Here is a 16,774-nt window from a genome sequence, read left to right on the forward strand (position 1 = left end):
TAAAAATCATTAGTCAAACTTAATTTTATGGTTTGACTTTCACCAGTTGTTCCTTTCTCCCATTTGATGATGGCATCAATAACCAATTTTGGGTCTGAATTATTTAATTCAATATCTACTACTTTTTCACAACTACTATTTAATAGCATTGTAACGAGTAAAACGGTATATAGGAAAATATTTTTCATAAAATTAAAATTTAAAATTATAAGAAACCGAAGGCACAATTCCGAAAATAGAAAGTTTTACAGCTTCATTTGCACCAGTTTCTGAATTTTGTCTAAACGATATGGAAGCTGCATTATAGCGGCTATAGATGTTATAAATTCCAAAAACCCATTCTCCTTTAAATTTACGGTTTTCATATTTTTTAGGAGTTAGAGTTGCCGAAACATCCATTCGGTGATAAGCTGGTAATCGGTCTTCGTTTCTAGAGTTATAACTTGGAACGGTTACACCTTGAAAAACATATTTTCCTGAAGGATAAGTTACAGGTTGTCCAGATTGAAGTGTGAAATTAGCTCCAAAACTCCATTTTTTATTTAATTTATAGCTTCCAGTAACTGCTAAATTATGGGTTTTATCATACGCAGAACGATACCAATCACCATTGTTGATGCCAATTTCAGTTGGTGTTCTTCCTGGAGTTTGTTGTTCTGATCTAGATAAAGTATACGAAATCCATCCGTTTAATCTACCTTCATTTTTTTTAATCATCATTTCTAAACCATAGGAGCGCATTCTTCCGTTTAATAATACTTGTTCTATTGCTTCGTTGGCAATTAAATCGGCACCATCAATATAATCGATTCGGTTTTGTACTTTTTTGTAGTAAGTTTCTAATTCTAAAGTGTAATCACCATCTTTAAAATTTTTAAAGTAACCAATAGCAACTTGGTCAGCCAGTTGAGGTTTAATGTAATTATCGCTGGGTGTCCAAACATCTAATGGAGTAGGAGATGCGGTGTTAGAAACCAATTGCATATATTGAACCATTCGGTTATAACCTGCTTTTATGGATTGATCTTTATCAATTTGATAGGATATTGTAAAACGAGGTTCAAAGTTCGAATAATCCGCTATTTTTTCATTTGAGCCAAAATACTTTGTAGAAGTTGGAGTTGCTTTTTCATAAATTTTCAACTCTTCATCATACAAAACGGGTTGATTGTTGTCGTAATAGTTTACTGTAGAAGCTCCTACTCGGTAAAAATTGCTAAAGCGAACACCTGCCATAATAGCAAGTTTATCGGTGAAATTATGTTCGATATCGGCATATAAAGCATTTTCAAAAGCATATTTTTTATCCAATTGACGGAAGTTAATAGAAGATTCCTCATTCAATGGTTTTATGGTACCGGGATTGATATCAAATTTGGTAACATTAGCTCCAAAATTGAACTTTGTTTTTTCAGTAGCGTAATATTTAAAATCGTATTTCAAATTGTAGTTTTGAATAGTAGATTCCCAATTAAACCCTATGAAATCTAAATCCAATCCGTAAAAATAATTGCTGTAAATAAGTGATAAGTTAGAAAATAATTTATCGGAAAATAAGTGATTCCAACGCACATTAAGTGTTGAATTTCCGTAAATATTTCGGAAGGATTCATTTAAATTAAAGATGTCGCGTCCGAAATAACCCGATAAATATAAGTTGTTATTTTCGTTAACTTTATAATTCAATTTGGTGTTCAAATCATAAAAGTAAGCGGAGTTTTTATTATCGGTTAATTTCAAGAATAAATGGGCATACGAACCTCTTCCTGCGATAAGAAAAGAACCTTTGTCTTTTACAATTGGACCTTCTGCTAATAAGCGACTGGAAATCAATCCAATTCCACCATTCATGCTGAATTTATTGCTATTTCCGTCTTTTTGATACACATCTAAAACCGAAGAGGCTCTTCCTCCAAAACGGGCTGGAATTCCTCCTTTATATAGTTTTAAATCTTTAATAGCATCTGCATTAAAAACCGAAAATAAACCAAATACGTGTGATGTATTGTAAAGTGTCGCTTCATCTAAAAGTACTAAATTTTGATCGGCTCCACCACCACGAACATTAAAACCCGATTGGCCTTCTCCAGCATTTGTAACACCTGGCAAAAACAAAAGCGATTTAATAATATCAACTTCACCTAATAAAACTGGCATTTGCTTGATGGTACTAATCGCTAGTTTATTAACGCTCATTTCCGGTTTTTTGATATTGGTTTTATAAGCGTTTTCTGTAATGACAACTTCTTTAAGTTCTTGCTTACTTTCTTTTAGACTAAAGTTTTTCTTTACATTTTGATTGATTTCTAATTTTTCAGAATAGGTTTCAAATCCAATATAACTAACTTGAATTGTATAATTTCCTTTGGGTAAAGTAATGGAATAGAAGCCGTATTCATTTGTATATGCTCCAATATTTAATTCGGAAACATAAACGGAGACACCAATTAAAGTTTCATTATTATTGGCATCAGAAATAACACCACTTAGGGTTACTTTTTCTTGTCCAAATCCCAAAAGTGAAAAAAAGAATAAAATCCAATAAAGTTTTAGTTGTAGCCCCATTTTGGTATAAATTTTGTACTACAAATTTCACAAAAAAAATATGCAATAATTTAAAACAAATGTTAATTTGTAATCAAAAATCAATAATTGTTTTAATTTTACCACTTTCAATGCAGTTCAAATGAAAACCAAATTATTTGTTTTACTTTTTCTATTTCAATTTGTGTCGGTTTTGGCTCAAAAAGATTCTCCTTTTAAAACTTCAAAGCTGAAGTTAAATTGGGATGAACCTGCAAAAGTGGATACGGAATCAAATACTACAACGTTACCTTACAAAAGTATTTTTGATAAAGATGATAGCTACTTAAAGCGCTATTCAATATTGAATCAGAAAAAAGGGGAAGAAAGTGTCATGGTTCAAAAAAGTGAATTTAAGAATCCTGGAGATGAAGTAAAGGATAAATTAAATAAAGAAACGCAACAAGGAAGCTGGGAAAATGTTTTCTTTGGAAAGTTTAAAGTCAATACACATGTCATAAAAATCAAGACTAGAGATCATATGGATCCTGATGGAGATAAGGTTAGAATTCTTTTAAATGAAGTTACAGCTTTTAATGTAATTTATTTAGATTCTGATTTTAAAACGAGTTTGATTGAATTAAGAGAAGGAGATAATAATATTGATATTGTGGCGCTAAATCAAGGATTAGCAGGTCCTAACACAGCTACTTTTGCAATTTATGATGAAAATGATAATTTAATAACTACAAATGATTGGAATTTGAATACTGGAGTAGCAGCTAAATTTGTTATTGAATACGTCAAGCCAATAGATAAGAAATAAAAAAAAGCGACTTAAATTTTAAGTCGCTTTTTTTTATTGAGTTTAAAAATCTTAGTTCAATTTAGCTAAGATAGTATTTAATGTTTCACTTGGACGCATTGCTTTTTCTGTTAGTTCAAAACTTGGATGATAGTAACCACCAATTTTTTGTTCTTTACCTTGAGCTGAAATTAATTCTGCATCGATTTTTGCTTCATTTGCTGTCATTGCTTCTGCAATAGGAGCGAATGTTGCTTTTAATTCAGTATCTTTAGTTTGGTTTGCTAAAGCTTGTGCCCAATAATAAGCTAAATAGAAATGTGAACCTCTGTTATCAATTCCACCCACTTTTCTTGCTGGCGATTTGTCTTCTGCTAAGAATTTTGCGTTGGCTTCGTCTAAAGTGTCTGCTAAAACTTGTGCTTTTGCATTGTTTTGTGTTTGTGCTAAATGCTCTAAAGAAGCTTGTAAAGCTAAGAATTCACCTAATGAATCCCAACGTAAATAACCTTCTTCAATAAATTGTTCAACGTGTTTTGGAGCTGAACCACCAGCACCAGTTTCGAACAATCCACCACCGTTCATTAAAGGAACGATTGATAACATTTTAGCCGAAGTTCCTAATTCTAAAATTGGGAATAAATCCGTTAAGTAATCACGCAATACGTTTCCAGAAACTGAAATTACGTCTTTTCCTTGACGGATGATTCTTAAAGTTTCTTTCATGGCATCTTTAACATCCATAATGCGAATGTCTAAGCCCGTTGTATCGTAATCTTTTAAGTATTTCTCTACTTTTTTGATGATTTCTCTATCGTGCGCTCTTCCTTTATCTAACCAGAAAATAGCTGGAGTGTCTGATAATCTTGCTCTGTTAACTGCTAATTTTACCCAATCCTGAATAGGAGCATCTTTTACCTGACACATTCTAAAAATGTCACCTGCTTCTACTTTTTGAGATAATAAAACGTTTCCGTTTTCGTCTTCCACGTTAACTGTTCCGTTTTCTTTTAGTTGGAAAGTTTTATCGTGAGAACCATATTCTTCTGCTTTTTGAGCCATTAATCCAACATTTGGAACCGAACCAATTGTTTTAGGATCTAAAGCACCATTTTCTTTCATTTCGTCAATACAAGCTGAGTAGAAACCTGCATAAGCACGGTCTGGAATAATTGCGATAGTATCTTCTTCTTTTCCTTCTGCATTCCACATTTTTCCACCACTACGCGCTAAAGCAGCCATAGAAGCATCTACAATTACGTCAGAAGAAACGTGGAAATTCGTAATTCCTTTTTCTGAATTTACCATAGCTACACGTGGTCCGTTAGCTAAAGCATCAGCAATGGCTTGTTTGATTTCCGCTTCTTGTGGAATTCCTGCAATTTTGTTGTATAAATCTTGTAATCCGTTATTTGGATTAATATCTAATGATTTGAATAAATCATCATATTTTGTATACACATCAGCAAAGAACGTTTCAACGATAGCTCCAAAAATAATTGGATCCGAAACCTTCATCATCGTTGCTTTTAAATGCGCAGAAAGCATTACGTTTTTCGCTTTCGCATCAGCAATTGTTGCTTTAGCGAATTGTTTTAAAGCATTTAAGTTCATTACCGAACTATCAATAACTTCACCCGCTTTTAAATTAGCGAAATCTTTTAAAACAGTAGTTGCACCATTATTTGAATTGAAAACGATTCTGAATTTTCCGTCTTTTTCAACGGTTGTAGAGTTTTCAGTTCCGTAGAAGTCACCTGAATTCATGTGAGCTACTTCGGTTTTGCTATCTGAAGCCCAAGTTCCCATTTTATGTGGATTCGCTTTTGCATAGTTTTTAACCGCTTTTGGTGCTCTTCTGTCCGAGTTTCCTTCACGTAATACAGGATTTACAGCTGAACCTAAAGCTTTAGCATATCTAGCTTTGATTTCCTTTTCAGTATCGTTTTGTGGCTCTTCTGGGTAGCTAGGAATATTAAATCCTTGAGATTGTAATTCAGCAATTGCTTCTTTTAATTGAATTACAGAAGCCGAAATGTTTGGTAATTTAATAATGTTAGCCTCTGGAGTATTTGCTAATTGACCTAATTCGGTAAGCGCGTCACCTACTTTTTGGTCTTCTTTTAAGAATTCTGGAAAGTTGGCTAAAATTCTTCCTGCTAAAGAAATATCTCTAGTTTCAATGGCAATGTCAGCAGGTTTAGTGAAGGCTTTTACAATGGGTAAAAACGAATGCGTTGCCAACATTGGCGCCTCATCCGTAATGGTATACATTATTTTAGATTGGTTGGACATGGATGTTATGTGTTTGTTTTGAATATAATTTGTAAAATCTGCCAAATATAGGAAATTTGAAAGAAATAATGGGGCGAATTTGCTTAAATCTTGAATAAAATTCAATAAAAAATGTCTGAGATATTTGTTTGTAAAATATTACAAATAAATTAAATATAATTACTTTTGCTAACATATAAAGTTATATTCAATTAAGATGAAAAGAATTTTACTCCTTTTGCTATTTATTGGGGCTTGTTCCTATTCGCAAGAAACGCTTCCTTATGTAAATAATTTTAATAATGTAAATGCCTTAACAGGCTGGAATCATTATGCAGTTTCTGGAACTGATGATTGGGAACATGGTTTAGCTTCTTTAGAAACCAATCTTAATAATTTAGCTTGGGAAACTAAACTTCGAGGCACGCCATCAACTAGTTCTGTTAGGGTTTTGGAATCGCCATCGTTTGATTTGACGAATGCAGGGCTTCCTTACGTACTTTCTTTTAAGCATACAAGTAATATAAATTCATCTAATTTTTATTTGGATTACTCTATTAATAATGGCACAACCTGGCAATTGTTAAATCCCACGACAACCTTAAAAAAATATTGGCAATCAGGTAGTGGTTTTTCCTATTCATCATCTGGTTATAGCAATGTTTCGGCGATTGACCTTTCTTCTTTACAAGGTAATACAAATGTGAAATTTAGATTTCGTTTTGTTACGAATTCTTATTGCAATGGTTTTGGTTGGGTTATTGATGATTTTTCTATTGCACCAGAATATTATAATATTTGGGCTTCTCAAGGTAATACTATTGAGATTTCACCGCTTTGTCCTGAAATTAAAGTTATTAGTTCACTTAATTTTAATAATCAGTATACAGCCTATTTTAATGTAACTACAAAATATTATTTGTCTACAGATACGGTTTTGGATGCAGGGGATACATATTTAGATGAAAAAGCTTCAAATATAGCGGGAACTGTTTCGAGCTGGGAAAAGATTATTCCAACACCATCTTCTTTAAATCCTGGACAATATTATATTTTGTATGTTCACGATTTTAATAATACAGTTAATGAGAATAATGAATCTGATAATGTGTCATATGCACCATTAATAGTGAAACCAATTTACAGTCTTCCTTTTTTTGATGATTTCGAATCAAATCATCAAAATTGGAAAGCTACACAGCATCCAGCAAGTACAGTTCCTATGATTTGGGGGCTTGGTGAAGGAACTAGACATCATATAGAAGGGACACATTCGGGTACTTATGCATGGCACACAAGCGGAACAGTCAATGAAAATATACCAGAGTATACAAATCAATGGGTAGAGTCTTCTTATTTTAATTTAAGTTCCTTAACTGATCAGTTGTATTTAAGTTTTTGGTTTAAAGATCATTATGATAATAGTGTTGGGTATTATGATAATTTCTATAAAGTACAATATATTTCAGGATGTGGAGATTATTGGCAGGATTTTTACACAATTCCAGAAAATTCTTCTGACGAGTGGGAATTTGTAAATATTCCAATACCTGCAGCAATGGCTTCCTCACAGAACATTCGATTTCGAATAACATTCCAAACAAATTATTTAAAACCTGAAGGTATTATTTTTGATGATTTATATATTGGTCCTGCAAAAGCTGATTTAACAATTGAAAGAATTGATTTTAATAATAGATTTACTCCTTCTCAGCAATCTTCAGGTGAAATCAAATATTATCTCACCAATAGTGGAAAAATAAATACAGGGGTTTCTTCTACATCTTTTTATTGGTCTAACGACCAGAATCTTGATGCTTCTGATGTTTTATTAGGACAGAAGACGTATACAGATGTAATAGCAGAAACCGGTCAGTGGGAACAATTTACATTTACTAAACCAACCCAACAAGCAGGTGACTATTATATCATTTATAGTTTAGATTCGGGAAATCAGGTTGATGAGATTTTTGAGACTAATAATGTTGGTTTTATTAAAATTGAGCAAACTCCAACTCAAGATTTTCCGTATTTCAATGATTTTGAAACACATGCTTATCATTGGAACCATGATAAAAGTTTAGGAAATGACGATTGGGCTTTAGCTATTCCTAATGGTCAAAATTTAAGTACTGCATTTTCTGGAACTAAGGCATGGATTACTAATGCAAATGGAAATCTTTCTAGTTTAAGTAGAATGCACCTTTATACACCAGTTTTTGATTTATCACAAAGTGTTAATCCTGTATTAGAGTTCGATATGGATACTCATGCAAGAAATTACAGAACAGGAGCGATTAATTTAAGTTACTCTATAGATAATGGTACTACTTGGCAAGTTCTTATGCCAATAAATGAATCTTATACTAAATGGTCAAAATCGATGAAGTATGACGAAAATTCTGGTTTAGATGTTAATTATATGCAATTTAATACTGAGCTTATGTTTAACAGTAATGAAAGTGTTTTGAGTACGCAATTAGATTATAATTCTAGAGATGTTGATAGGAATACACATTATGCTATTAATATTCCTCAACTTAAAGACTATGAAAATATCAGGTTTAGATTTAATGTTACCAAGTTTGATAATGCAAATAATAATTATCCAGATTATGCGAGTGAGGGTTTTTTGTTGGATAATTTTTCAATTTCCGAAGCAAGAATTGATTTAACAGTGCCTTACAGTAAAGATATGTATGTCAGTTCATTGTCGAATTATATCAATTTTTCTATTGATATTAAGAATAATGGTAATTATATAAGTAATGCTACAGATATTAAGTTTTATTTGTCTTCGGATCCTAACTTAGATGCTGGTGATTATCCATTGGGAGTTTCTCAAATTCCACAAGTTCGTCCTGAATTCAAACATCATATGAGTTTGGAATATGCAGTCCCAGTAAACTTTAGTTCGTACTCTTATTTGCTTTATGTAATAGATGGAGACAATCTTAATCCTGAATCAATTGAAACAAATAATGTAGGTTATTGGGATTTAAAACTAAGCGGAGTAAATGTTTTTCCTTATCAAGAGAATTTTGAAGGGGCTGTTATAAATGGTTGGCATGGATATTCTTATGAGGATCGATATTCACAGTTTTTAGATAATTACCGAACAGTTACAAAAATTCCACAAGCAATCGAAGAGAATTTATACAGACGTATTTATGATGGAGTTTTAAGAACAGAATACGTCCCTTACGGTTCATGGCAGACTTTTTTAACGCCGTTATATTACATTCAAAGCCCTGTTTTTGATTTTTCAGGACAGACTCAACCGTTGTTTATGGCTTTTGATTATATGTGTATAGGAAGATCGTATTATAATGGGGGTAATATGGAATATTCAACTGATGGAGGTGCAACGTGGAATCTTATTACAACAGCAAGTGGTCCGTCTGTAAACTGGTATCCTAATTATCAGACGATGTCTGAATTAAACAATGAGCCGGGTTGGTTTGATTTATCTGGTAAAATTATGACAGCGAAGATGGATATTTCTTTTCTTCAAAATCTTTCAAATGTTGTTTTCCGATTCAAGTATTATAGTAATGTGGCTAGTTCAGCGGATGCTAACAGGGGTTTTAGATTGGATAATTTTGTTATTGGTGATGAAACAGCAGTTGATGGATTTAGTTGTTTAGAAGAAGCTCCTTATGTGTTTAACTTTGAAATGTTTGATCAGACTTGTTGGGAAATTACGGATAATGATCTTACAATTTTAACCGAAAGATCTGGAAGTATGAATTGGGAGATTGTTGATAATTTTGCCAATGTGCTAAACAATAAATCTGCTAAAATTGATATTATTGGTTCAGGTGATACAGAAGGCGTTTGGATGATTTCACCTAAATTTCAAATGATTGCCGATAATAAGTTAAAATTTAGAATTGCACTCACACAAGTAGGAAATACTAATGCAGCAACTATGGATGCTGATGATAGAGTTGTTCTTTATTATTCTACTAATAATGGGTTAACTTGGTCTTTTTTCCAAGAATGGAATAGCTATACACCGATTTCGAACTTAGGTCAAATGGTAAATTTTGATTACTTGCCAAGTTCGGGACATGTCCGTTTTGCTTTTTGGGCAACAAATGGTATTATGAATGATAATATACCAACAACTTTTTATGTTGATGACTTTGAACTTTATAATGATACTTTAGGAGTAAATGATTTTAATCAAATAGGTCTAAACTATTATCCAAATCCGGTTACTGATGTTTTAAATATTAAGTCTCTGACAGAAAATCTTTTGACTAAAATTGAAGTTTATAATGTTTCTGGGCGATTATTGATGACCGAACTTCCAAATGCTGCTGATTTTGGTATGAATATGTCAGGTTTAAGTGCTGGCGTTTACTTTGTAACTGTTAAATCGGAAGAAGGTGTTAAGCGATTTAAAGTAGTAAAGAAATAATTAGAACGAGTTATTACAAAAAAGCCTTGAACTATCAAGGCTTTTTTTGTAATAACTATTGTTAGTTGAATTTTATTTTCATGTAAAAATGTTAGATTAGCTATTAATACAATTCGTTTGAAGTTATTATAATAGTATAAAAGACATAAAAAAAGCCACAACAATGTTGTGGCTTTTTATACTTGAGAAAGTACAAATTAGTTTTTGTATCTTCTTTCTTTGATTTTTGCTTTTTTACCAGTAAGATCTCTAAAGTAGAAGATACGAGCTCTACGTACTTTACCTCTTTGGTTTACTTCAATTTTTTGTAAAGCTGGCATGTTAACTGGGAAGATACGCTCAACACCAACAGCACCAGACATTTTACGAATTGTAAAAGTTTCAGTAGCTCCAGCTCCTCTTCTTTGGATTACAACTCCTTTGAAGAACTGAGTTCTAGTTTTTTCACCCTCTTTAATTTCGTAGTACACAGTGATTGTATCACCAGCACCAAACTCAGGGAAATCATTTTTCGCAACTAATTCGTTATTTACGAAATCAACTAAATTTGACATAGTTTTAATTATAAAAGTTTGATTCAAAGCAACATACACGTCTATCGCCAGAGGTTGGTTCAAAGTGGGTGCAAATTTATGAAATTATTTTAATAAATCAACAAATGATTCATCATAATTTGTATTGAACGACTAATTTTATTCTTCTAATAAATCAGGTCTTCTGTTTTTGGTATGTTCATACGCCATTTCTTCACGCCATTTTTCTATTTTTCCGAAGTTGCCACTCAATAATACTTCAGGAACTTTTAATCCTTTGTATTCGGCAGGACGTGTGTAAATAGGAGGTGACAATAAATTATCTTGAAAACTATCCGTCAAAGCCGAAGTTTCATCACTCAAAACACCTGGAATTAATCTGATAATCGCGTCACAAAATACAATAGCACCAATTTCGCCACCGCTCAATACATAATCACCAATCGAAATTTCTCGTGTAATGTGCATATCGCGAACACGTTGGTCAACACCTTTATAATGGCCGCACAAAAGCATGATGTTTTCGTACATCGAAATGGAGTTTGCCATTTTTTGATTTAGCGTTTCACCATCTGGCGTCATGTAGATGATTTCGTCGTACGTTCTTTCGCTTTTTAGTTTCGAAATACAATCGTCGATTGGTTGTACCATCATTACCATACCAGCACCACCACCAAATTGATAATCGTCTACACTTCGTTGTTTATTCGTAGTGTAATCTCTAAGGTTGTGAAAATGGACTTCGACCAATCCTTTCTGAATGGCGCGTTTCATGATGGAAGCCTCAAACGGACTTCGCATTAATTCGGGTAAAACGGTAATAATATCAATTCGCATGGTGCAAAGATAGTAGATTATTTTTTAGTTGCCGAAAGCGAATACACCATTGGAATTTTGTTTTCTAAATGTTTGATTCGGAACTTATTTGGTTCAAATTCTTCGGTTTGATTGAAACAATTGTAAGGAGAATAATCAAATTCGTTAAAACAATTAATTTCCAATCCATTTGAAATCAAAACGTTTAAGACTTCTGAAATCGGATGATTCCAAGTGATGGTTGTGGCTTGAAGAGAAGCTTCTTTATCGGCGTAAGTTCCAGATTCTTCTTCTAAAATAGGTTCGACATTGAAATAATTATAGAAAACTTTCTTAAAATCATTATCAAACATCCAAACCACAGGATGAAATTCGGCAAAGACAAATTTTCCATCTGGTTTTAAGAAATGCGAAACTATTTTAGCCCATTTATCTAAATCAGGAAACCAACCAATTGTGCCATAACTGGTAAAAACAATATCGAATTTTTCGTCTAAATGATTTGGTAAATCATAAATATCACAACAAATGAAGGTAGCATCTAAATTCAATTTATTGTTGATTTCTTTCGCTTTTTCAATTGCCTTGTCGGATAAATCGATTCCAGTAGCTTTGGCACCCATTCTAGCTAAAGTCATAGTGTCTTGACCAAAATGACATTGTAAATGCAAAATCTTTTTTCCTTTTACGTCACCAAGTAAATCTAATTCGATGCTGTTTAAAGTCGATTTTCCTTTTAGAAAACCTTCCATGTCATAGAAATCAGAGTTCACATGAACCTCTACTTTATTGTTCCAAGTCAGTTTGTTGATATTTAGGTAATCATTAGCTTGCATATGAATCGTTATTTGTTTATCGAAGCCCCAAATGGACTTCGCATTAATTTAGATACAACATTTACAGTATCGATTCTTATGATCGATTTTGAAGCATTAAAGGTAATGAATAGTGGTTTAAAAACAAAAAAGCGATGTTTTAAAGAAGTAACATCGCTTTTAGATTAGATTTTATTGATTTTATGGATTTGTAGACCACAAAGAAGCATTTTTCAATAAAGCTCTTCTAGGAAGTTGTAATGCACTAACAATTAGTTCAGCAAAATCTTCAGGTTGTAATACGGTTTCTGTGGAGTCTTTGCTTGCAATTCCTAATTGAATCGACATATCAGAAGCAATTGTGCTTGGAGTTAATGTACAAACTCTGATGTTGTTCTTTCGTACTTCTTTCATTAACGATTCTGACATTCCGATTACAGCGAATTTTGAAGCAGAATACGCAGAAGTATTTGGGTTTCCGGTTAATCCAGCAGTAGACGAAACGTTGAAAATATCGCCTTGGTTGTTAGCAATTAAATAAGGTAAAACTTCTTTAGTTACGTAGTACATTCCCATCACATTCGTTTGAATTATCGATTGCCACTGGTTCACATCCATTTCTAAAAAGCTTCCAAAAGCTGCAATTCCTGCATTGTTTACTAAAATATCGACAGTATTAAAAGTATTCATGATTTCTTGAATTCCTTTTTTTACTTCGTCATAATTACCGATGTCAAAAGCCGCATACGTAGCGTTTACACCCAATGCTTTTAATTCGGCAACAGTTTCTTTTAAATTCGCTTCATTTCTTCCTGTTATGGCAACATCAATTCCTTGATTTGCAAATGCTATGGCTGTAGCTTTTCCTAAACCTCTACTACCGCCTGTTATGATGGCTTTTTTACCTTTTAAATTTTCCATTCTTTTTCATGATTTTAGACCACAAATTTACTACATAAAGATATTTTACTTGTTTTATATGATGTTAAAGATTGTTTAAATTCGTGAAGCGATTATGGAGTAGCATATCTTAATTGATAGGTTCGTAATATTTTTGTAGTTTTGCACTTTAATTTAATAAATAGAAAATGGAAAACGGAATATACGCTAAATTCAATACTTCAAGAGGTACTATTTTAGTAAAATTAACACACGATTTAACACCAGGAACGGTTGGAAATTTCGTAGGATTAGCAGAAGGACAATTAGAAAATTCAGCACGTCCAATGGGAAAACCATATTACGACGGATTAAAATTTCACCGTGTAATTCCTGATTTTATGATACAAGGTGGTTGTCCTCAAGGGCAAGGAACAGGTGGTCCTGGTTACAACTTTGATGATGAGTTTCACCCAACTTTACGTCACGATGGACCTGGCGTTTTATCAATGGCTAATGCTGGACCTGGAACTAATGGTTCTCAATTCTTCATTACACACATTGAAACGGCTTGGTTAGACGGAAAACACACAGTTTTTGGTCACGTTGTTGAAGGACAAGATGTAGTGGATGCTATTGCACAAGGAGATACAATTGATTCATTAGAAATTGTAAGAGTAGGAGAAGAAGCTCAAAAATGGAATGCTATTGAAGCTTTCAGAATATTTGAAGGTTCAAGAGAGAAAAGAATTGCTGAGCAAAAAAAAATGGCAGAGGAAGCTTTGGAAAAATTAGCTGCTGGTTTTCAAAAGACTGAAAGTGGTTTACGTTACCAAATCATCCAAAAAGGAACTGGTAAACAAGCTGAAAAAGGTAAAAAAGTATCCGTTCATTATCAAGGAGCTTTGGAAAACGGACAAGTTTTTGATTCTTCATACAAAAGAAAACAACCAATTGATTTCACTTTAGGTGTTGGTCAAGTTATCGAAGGTTGGGACGAAGGAATTGCTTTATTGAAAGTAGGAGACAAAGCACGTTTTGTGATTCCTTCTTACTTAGGATACGGTTCAAGAGGAGCTGGAGGAGTAATTCCACCAGATGCAACTTTAGTTTTTGATGTGGAATTAATGGATGTGAAATAATAAAGTCCAAAATAAAAAGTATATTAAAAGAAATCCTGAGACCTTGTCTTGGGATTTTTTTGTTTATTTTTGATAAACTTTAGAAAATAATAGAGATGGAATTGGAGAGAATAGTTGAAGATATAAAAGATTTTTGTGATAAAGAAAATATTGTTTTTTTTAATGCTGAAAATTTAGATTTAAAATCTGATATAATTGAATTTGAACTTGGTTTGTCACATAGAGATTTTTTAATTATTCTTAAAAAACTTAATATAAAAATCCTTATAATTCAAACTGAATTAAATGAAATTAATTTGTTGATTAATAATGTTGAAGATAAGAATATAATCAAATATGATGATGATATTCGTAATCTAAAACTACATAATAATGAAATTTCATTAATTTCATTATATTTTAAATTTGAAGGAGTTTATTATTTGTTAAAATTAGAGTCTGATTGGAATCAAATTTATGAAAATTTTATCTCACAACTAAGTGATTCAATATCTGATTCATACATCGAATCATTAGAAGAAGTTAAAAATAATGATAAGGGAATTGTTAATAAAATAATTACATTTTTAGAATCTGATTCAAATTATCACAACTTAAAAAGAAAAGAATTAAGGTTTTCGTATATTGAAAAATATTTAGAGAATGAAAAATTTCCAAAAGAATTTGTTCTTAAAAACAAAGGTTTAATTTTGAGAGAGTCGGAGGTTTTGTATAATACTATTATTAAAGACAAAATTGATAAAGAACTAGGAGTTAGAATTAAGGAATTAAAAAAAGAAGGTATGAAAAGAGGAAGTATAGTTTCTGAACTTGGAATATCATACGGTACAGTTAATAAATTTTACTTTAAAGATTAAATAAATTTTAAGTTCTTAAATATGAAAACCAAATTATCTTTTTTCTTTCTTCTTTTCTCTTTGTTCTCTTTCGGACAAGTGCCGCATTGTGGCTTTGATTTTACCTCTTATTTAGTAGTAAAAGTTCATGAAGAAGGAAAATCAGATAATATTGCCGATTTGAAAATTACGTTGGTCAACGAAAAAGGAATAGAAATCATCAACGAGAATAATAAATACAGTTGGAAATACGGCAATCAAGCTTTAGTTTTTACTAGAAATCACTTAATTAGTAAGCCAAACGAACACGAAAAATGGTTTTTTCCATATTCAGGCGATACGTATTTACTTTCTGTAACAAATACCTTTCCTGCGGAAGAATTTTATATTAAAATCCAAGATATTAAAGGTAAATACAAAGAACAATTAGTGCAATTGCAAGCTTTTAATATGTATATTTTGTGTTCGAGTGAAAACGAACGTCAAGCCAGAACTTTCGGACCAAGAAGTAATAATCCTATTGAGGTGATTTTGGAGAAGAAATAATTGATTTATGGCAAATTCACCAGAAGTAAAATTTCAAGATCATTTCAAGCTCAATGTTTTATTTAAAGATTATATCCTTTTTGAAAATTTGTTGCTTGAAAATAATATAGATTTCTATCATAATAGTAATGAAAACTCTGATATTAGTGATGGAACTCTATTCTTTTTGTTAGATAAAGACAGAGTTATTATTGATAAACTCCTTATTGATAACGAAATTATAGCCAGTACTGAAACTATTTTAATGTCAGATTATAGAGAAGAAAGAAAAGTTCAAAAATTTCATTTTTTAGTTTATTTATTAGCGGTTGGGTTACTTATTCTAATTATATTTTTAGTTGATTTGTTTAAATAAAAAAAACACCGCAATAGGGTGTTTTTATTTAATCAATCAATTTAATCTTTAGCATTTTCTTTCCGCCTGGTAAATCCCATTCGATTTCGTCGTTTTCTTTAAATCCAATTACAGCAATACTTAAAGTAGCTAAAACAGAAACTTTTTGTTCTTTAATGTTTGCCATTGAAGGCAATACGATTTGAAATTTCATTTCTCTTTTCGTTTCTAAATCTTCAATGATTACATTGGAATTGATTTTGATGAATTTTTCTGTCACATCTTCCTCTTTGTGAATGGTACCTCGTTCCAATTCTTGTTTTAAGAGTAATAGATCTTTTGAATTGGAAACATTAATATTACTTTTAATCATTTCGGTTAAAAGATTAAAATCATGTTTTGTAAAGTTTGGTATTGGTTTCATATTACTTTAATTTAAGAATATTGTTTCTTTATCTAATGTTTTGCTTTTGGTTTCTGGATTTGTAAAATAAATATCCTTGAAGTTTAAATTGGTATTGTAATTTACCCTTCTAAAGAATGTATCTGGCGTTATCTGGTCGGGCGATTCAAATCCACAAGCTCCAATGAATTCCGCTACCGCTTTCAAAGTATTTTTATGAAAATTCGCTACACGAACGCGTTTATCGGTGATATCTAAACCTTTGTAAAGTGATTTGTCTTGCGTTGCAATCCCCACAGGACATTTTCCGCTATCGCATTGTAAGGCTTGAATACAACCTAAGGCAAACATCATCCTATGTTTGCAAAAGGAAGTTCTTTGAAAATTTTATAAATTTATTTCAACAGAAGAAAGAGAAAGATAAAAGCTAAATCTTGTCATT

The 16,774-nt window shown here is 31.9% G+C and carries 14 protein-coding genes and 1 pseudogene; 6 read left to right on the forward strand and 9 right to left on the reverse strand.

Going from position 1 to position 16,774, the window contains the following annotated elements:
• Together LDL23_RS04085 and LDL23_RS04090 are read right to left on the reverse strand one after the other, a co-directional pair.
• Positions 1-188, reverse strand: a pseudogene (locus LDL23_RS04085) (DUF4249 domain-containing protein); the annotation flags it as partial.
• A gap of 4 nt (positions 189-192) precedes the next feature.
• Positions 193-2,565 carry a TonB-dependent receptor gene (locus LDL23_RS04090; protein ID WP_291264570.1) on the reverse strand — a complete coding sequence of 791 codons (2,373 nt, stop codon included), beginning with the start codon at positions 2,563-2,565 and terminating at the stop codon, positions 193-195.
• Positions 2,566-2,686: 121 nt separating this feature from the next.
• Between LDL23_RS04090 and LDL23_RS04095 the strand changes: the two genes are divergently transcribed.
• Positions 2,687-3,349 carry a hypothetical protein gene (locus tag LDL23_RS04095; protein WP_291264571.1) on the forward strand — a complete coding sequence of 221 codons (663 nt, stop codon included), beginning with the start codon at positions 2,687-2,689 and terminating at the stop codon, positions 3,347-3,349.
• A 51-nt stretch (positions 3,350-3,400) separates the two neighbouring features.
• Here LDL23_RS04095 and LDL23_RS04100 read toward each other — a convergent pair whose 3' ends face one another.
• The gene (locus LDL23_RS04100; protein WP_291264582.1) at positions 3,401-5,623 is read right to left on the reverse strand and encodes an NADP-dependent isocitrate dehydrogenase; all 2,223 of its coding nucleotides are present in this window, start codon (positions 5,621-5,623) and stop codon (positions 3,401-3,403) included.
• 196 nt (positions 5,624-5,819) lie between these two features.
• Between LDL23_RS04100 and LDL23_RS04105 the strand changes: the two genes are divergently transcribed.
• Positions 5,820-10,028: a CARDB domain-containing protein gene (locus tag LDL23_RS04105; RefSeq protein WP_291264572.1), complete on the forward strand. Its 4,209-nt coding sequence runs from the start codon at positions 5,820-5,822 to the stop codon at positions 10,026-10,028.
• 197 nt (positions 10,029-10,225) lie between these two features.
• Here LDL23_RS04105 and rplS read toward each other — a convergent pair whose 3' ends face one another.
• From rplS to LDL23_RS04125, 4 genes are all read right to left on the reverse strand, one after another.
• Positions 10,226-10,582: a 50S ribosomal protein L19 gene (gene rplS, locus LDL23_RS04110; protein ID WP_026725064.1), complete on the reverse strand. Its 357-nt coding sequence runs from the start codon at positions 10,580-10,582 to the stop codon at positions 10,226-10,228.
• A 138-nt stretch (positions 10,583-10,720) separates the two neighbouring features.
• Complete coding sequence (trmD, locus tag LDL23_RS04115; protein WP_291264573.1) at positions 10,721-11,398, reverse strand: tRNA (guanosine(37)-N1)-methyltransferase TrmD; 678 nt, start codon at positions 11,396-11,398, stop codon at positions 10,721-10,723.
• Positions 11,399-11,415: 17 nt separating this feature from the next.
• On the reverse strand, positions 11,416-12,213 hold the full coding sequence (locus LDL23_RS04120) for a bifunctional 2-polyprenyl-6-hydroxyphenol methylase/3-demethylubiquinol 3-O-methyltransferase UbiG (RefSeq protein ID WP_291264574.1): 798 nt from the start codon (positions 12,211-12,213) through the stop codon (positions 11,416-11,418).
• A 180-nt stretch (positions 12,214-12,393) separates the two neighbouring features.
• The gene (locus LDL23_RS04125) at positions 12,394-13,113 is read right to left on the reverse strand and encodes a 3-ketoacyl-ACP reductase (RefSeq protein ID WP_291264575.1); all 720 of its coding nucleotides are present in this window, start codon (positions 13,111-13,113) and stop codon (positions 12,394-12,396) included.
• 167 nt (positions 13,114-13,280) lie between these two features.
• Here LDL23_RS04125 and LDL23_RS04130 point away from each other — a divergent pair, with 167 nt between their 5' ends.
• The 4 genes from LDL23_RS04130 (at position 13,281) to LDL23_RS04145 (ending at position 15,950) form a co-directional block, all read left to right on the forward strand.
• Positions 13,281-14,213 (forward strand): peptidylprolyl isomerase, encoded by a 933-nt coding sequence (locus LDL23_RS04130; protein WP_291264576.1) that lies wholly within the window; start codon positions 13,281-13,283, stop codon positions 14,211-14,213.
• A gap of 95 nt (positions 14,214-14,308) precedes the next feature.
• Positions 14,309-15,070, forward strand: a complete 762-nt coding sequence (locus LDL23_RS04135) for a hypothetical protein (RefSeq protein ID WP_291264577.1) — start codon at positions 14,309-14,311, stop codon at positions 15,068-15,070.
• Positions 15,071-15,091: 21 nt separating this feature from the next.
• Complete coding sequence (locus LDL23_RS04140) at positions 15,092-15,595, forward strand: hypothetical protein (protein WP_291264578.1); 504 nt, start codon at positions 15,092-15,094, stop codon at positions 15,593-15,595.
• Between the two features lie 7 nt (positions 15,596-15,602).
• Positions 15,603-15,950, forward strand: coding sequence for a hypothetical protein (locus LDL23_RS04145; protein ID WP_291264579.1), 348 nt, complete (start codon positions 15,603-15,605; stop codon positions 15,948-15,950).
• Between the two features lie 28 nt (positions 15,951-15,978).
• On the opposite strand, the gene LDL23_RS04150 is transcribed toward LDL23_RS04145, so the two are convergent.
• Complete coding sequence (locus LDL23_RS04150; RefSeq protein ID WP_291264580.1) at positions 15,979-16,353, reverse strand: GreA/GreB family elongation factor; 375 nt, start codon at positions 16,351-16,353, stop codon at positions 15,979-15,981.
• A 6-nt stretch (positions 16,354-16,359) separates the two neighbouring features.
• Positions 16,360-16,686, reverse strand: a complete 327-nt coding sequence (locus LDL23_RS04155; protein ID WP_291264581.1) for a glutamate synthase-related protein — start codon at positions 16,684-16,686, stop codon at positions 16,360-16,362.
• Positions 16,687-16,774: the final 88 nt, after the last annotated feature.

Origin of the sequence: Flavobacterium sp. (genome assembly GCF_020217025.1) — a bacterium.
Taxonomy (GTDB): domain Bacteria; phylum Bacteroidota; class Bacteroidia; order Flavobacteriales; family Flavobacteriaceae; genus Flavobacterium.

Bases quoted from the DNA above. Each gene is read 5' to 3' on its own strand.
- LDL23_RS04145 (WP_291264579.1), top strand. From the start codon at position 15,603: ATGGCAAATTCACCAGAAGTAAAATTTCAAGATCATTTCAAGCTCAAT.
- LDL23_RS04125 (WP_291264575.1), bottom strand. From the start codon at position 13,113: ATGGAAAATTTAAAAGGTAAAAAAGCCATCATAACAGGCGGTAGTAGA.
- LDL23_RS04120 (WP_291264574.1), bottom strand. From the start codon at position 12,213: ATGCAAGCTAATGATTACCTAAATATCAACAAACTGACTTGGAACAAT.
- LDL23_RS04150 (WP_291264580.1), bottom strand. From the start codon at position 16,353: ATGAAACCAATACCAAACTTTACAAAACATGATTTTAATCTTTTAACC.
- LDL23_RS04130 (WP_291264576.1), top strand. From the start codon at position 13,281: ATGGAAAACGGAATATACGCTAAATTCAATACTTCAAGAGGTACTATT.
- LDL23_RS04105 (WP_291264572.1), top strand. From the start codon at position 5,820: ATGAAAAGAATTTTACTCCTTTTGCTATTTATTGGGGCTTGTTCCTAT.
- LDL23_RS04090 (WP_291264570.1), bottom strand. From the start codon at position 2,565: ATGGGGCTACAACTAAAACTTTATTGGATTTTATTCTTTTTTTCACTT.
- rplS (WP_026725064.1), bottom strand. From the start codon at position 10,582: ATGTCAAATTTAGTTGATTTCGTAAATAACGAATTAGTTGCGAAAAAT.
- LDL23_RS04135 (WP_291264577.1), top strand. From the start codon at position 14,309: ATGGAATTGGAGAGAATAGTTGAAGATATAAAAGATTTTTGTGATAAA.
- LDL23_RS04140 (WP_291264578.1), top strand. From the start codon at position 15,092: ATGAAAACCAAATTATCTTTTTTCTTTCTTCTTTTCTCTTTGTTCTCT.
- trmD (WP_291264573.1), bottom strand. From the start codon at position 11,398: ATGCGAATTGATATTATTACCGTTTTACCCGAATTAATGCGAAGTCCG.
- LDL23_RS04100 (WP_291264582.1), bottom strand. From the start codon at position 5,623: ATGTCCAACCAATCTAAAATAATGTATACCATTACGGATGAGGCGCCA.
- LDL23_RS04155 (WP_291264581.1), bottom strand. From the start codon at position 16,686: ATGATGTTTGCCTTAGGTTGTATTCAAGCCTTACAATGCGATAGCGGA.
- LDL23_RS04095 (WP_291264571.1), top strand. From the start codon at position 2,687: ATGAAAACCAAATTATTTGTTTTACTTTTTCTATTTCAATTTGTGTCG.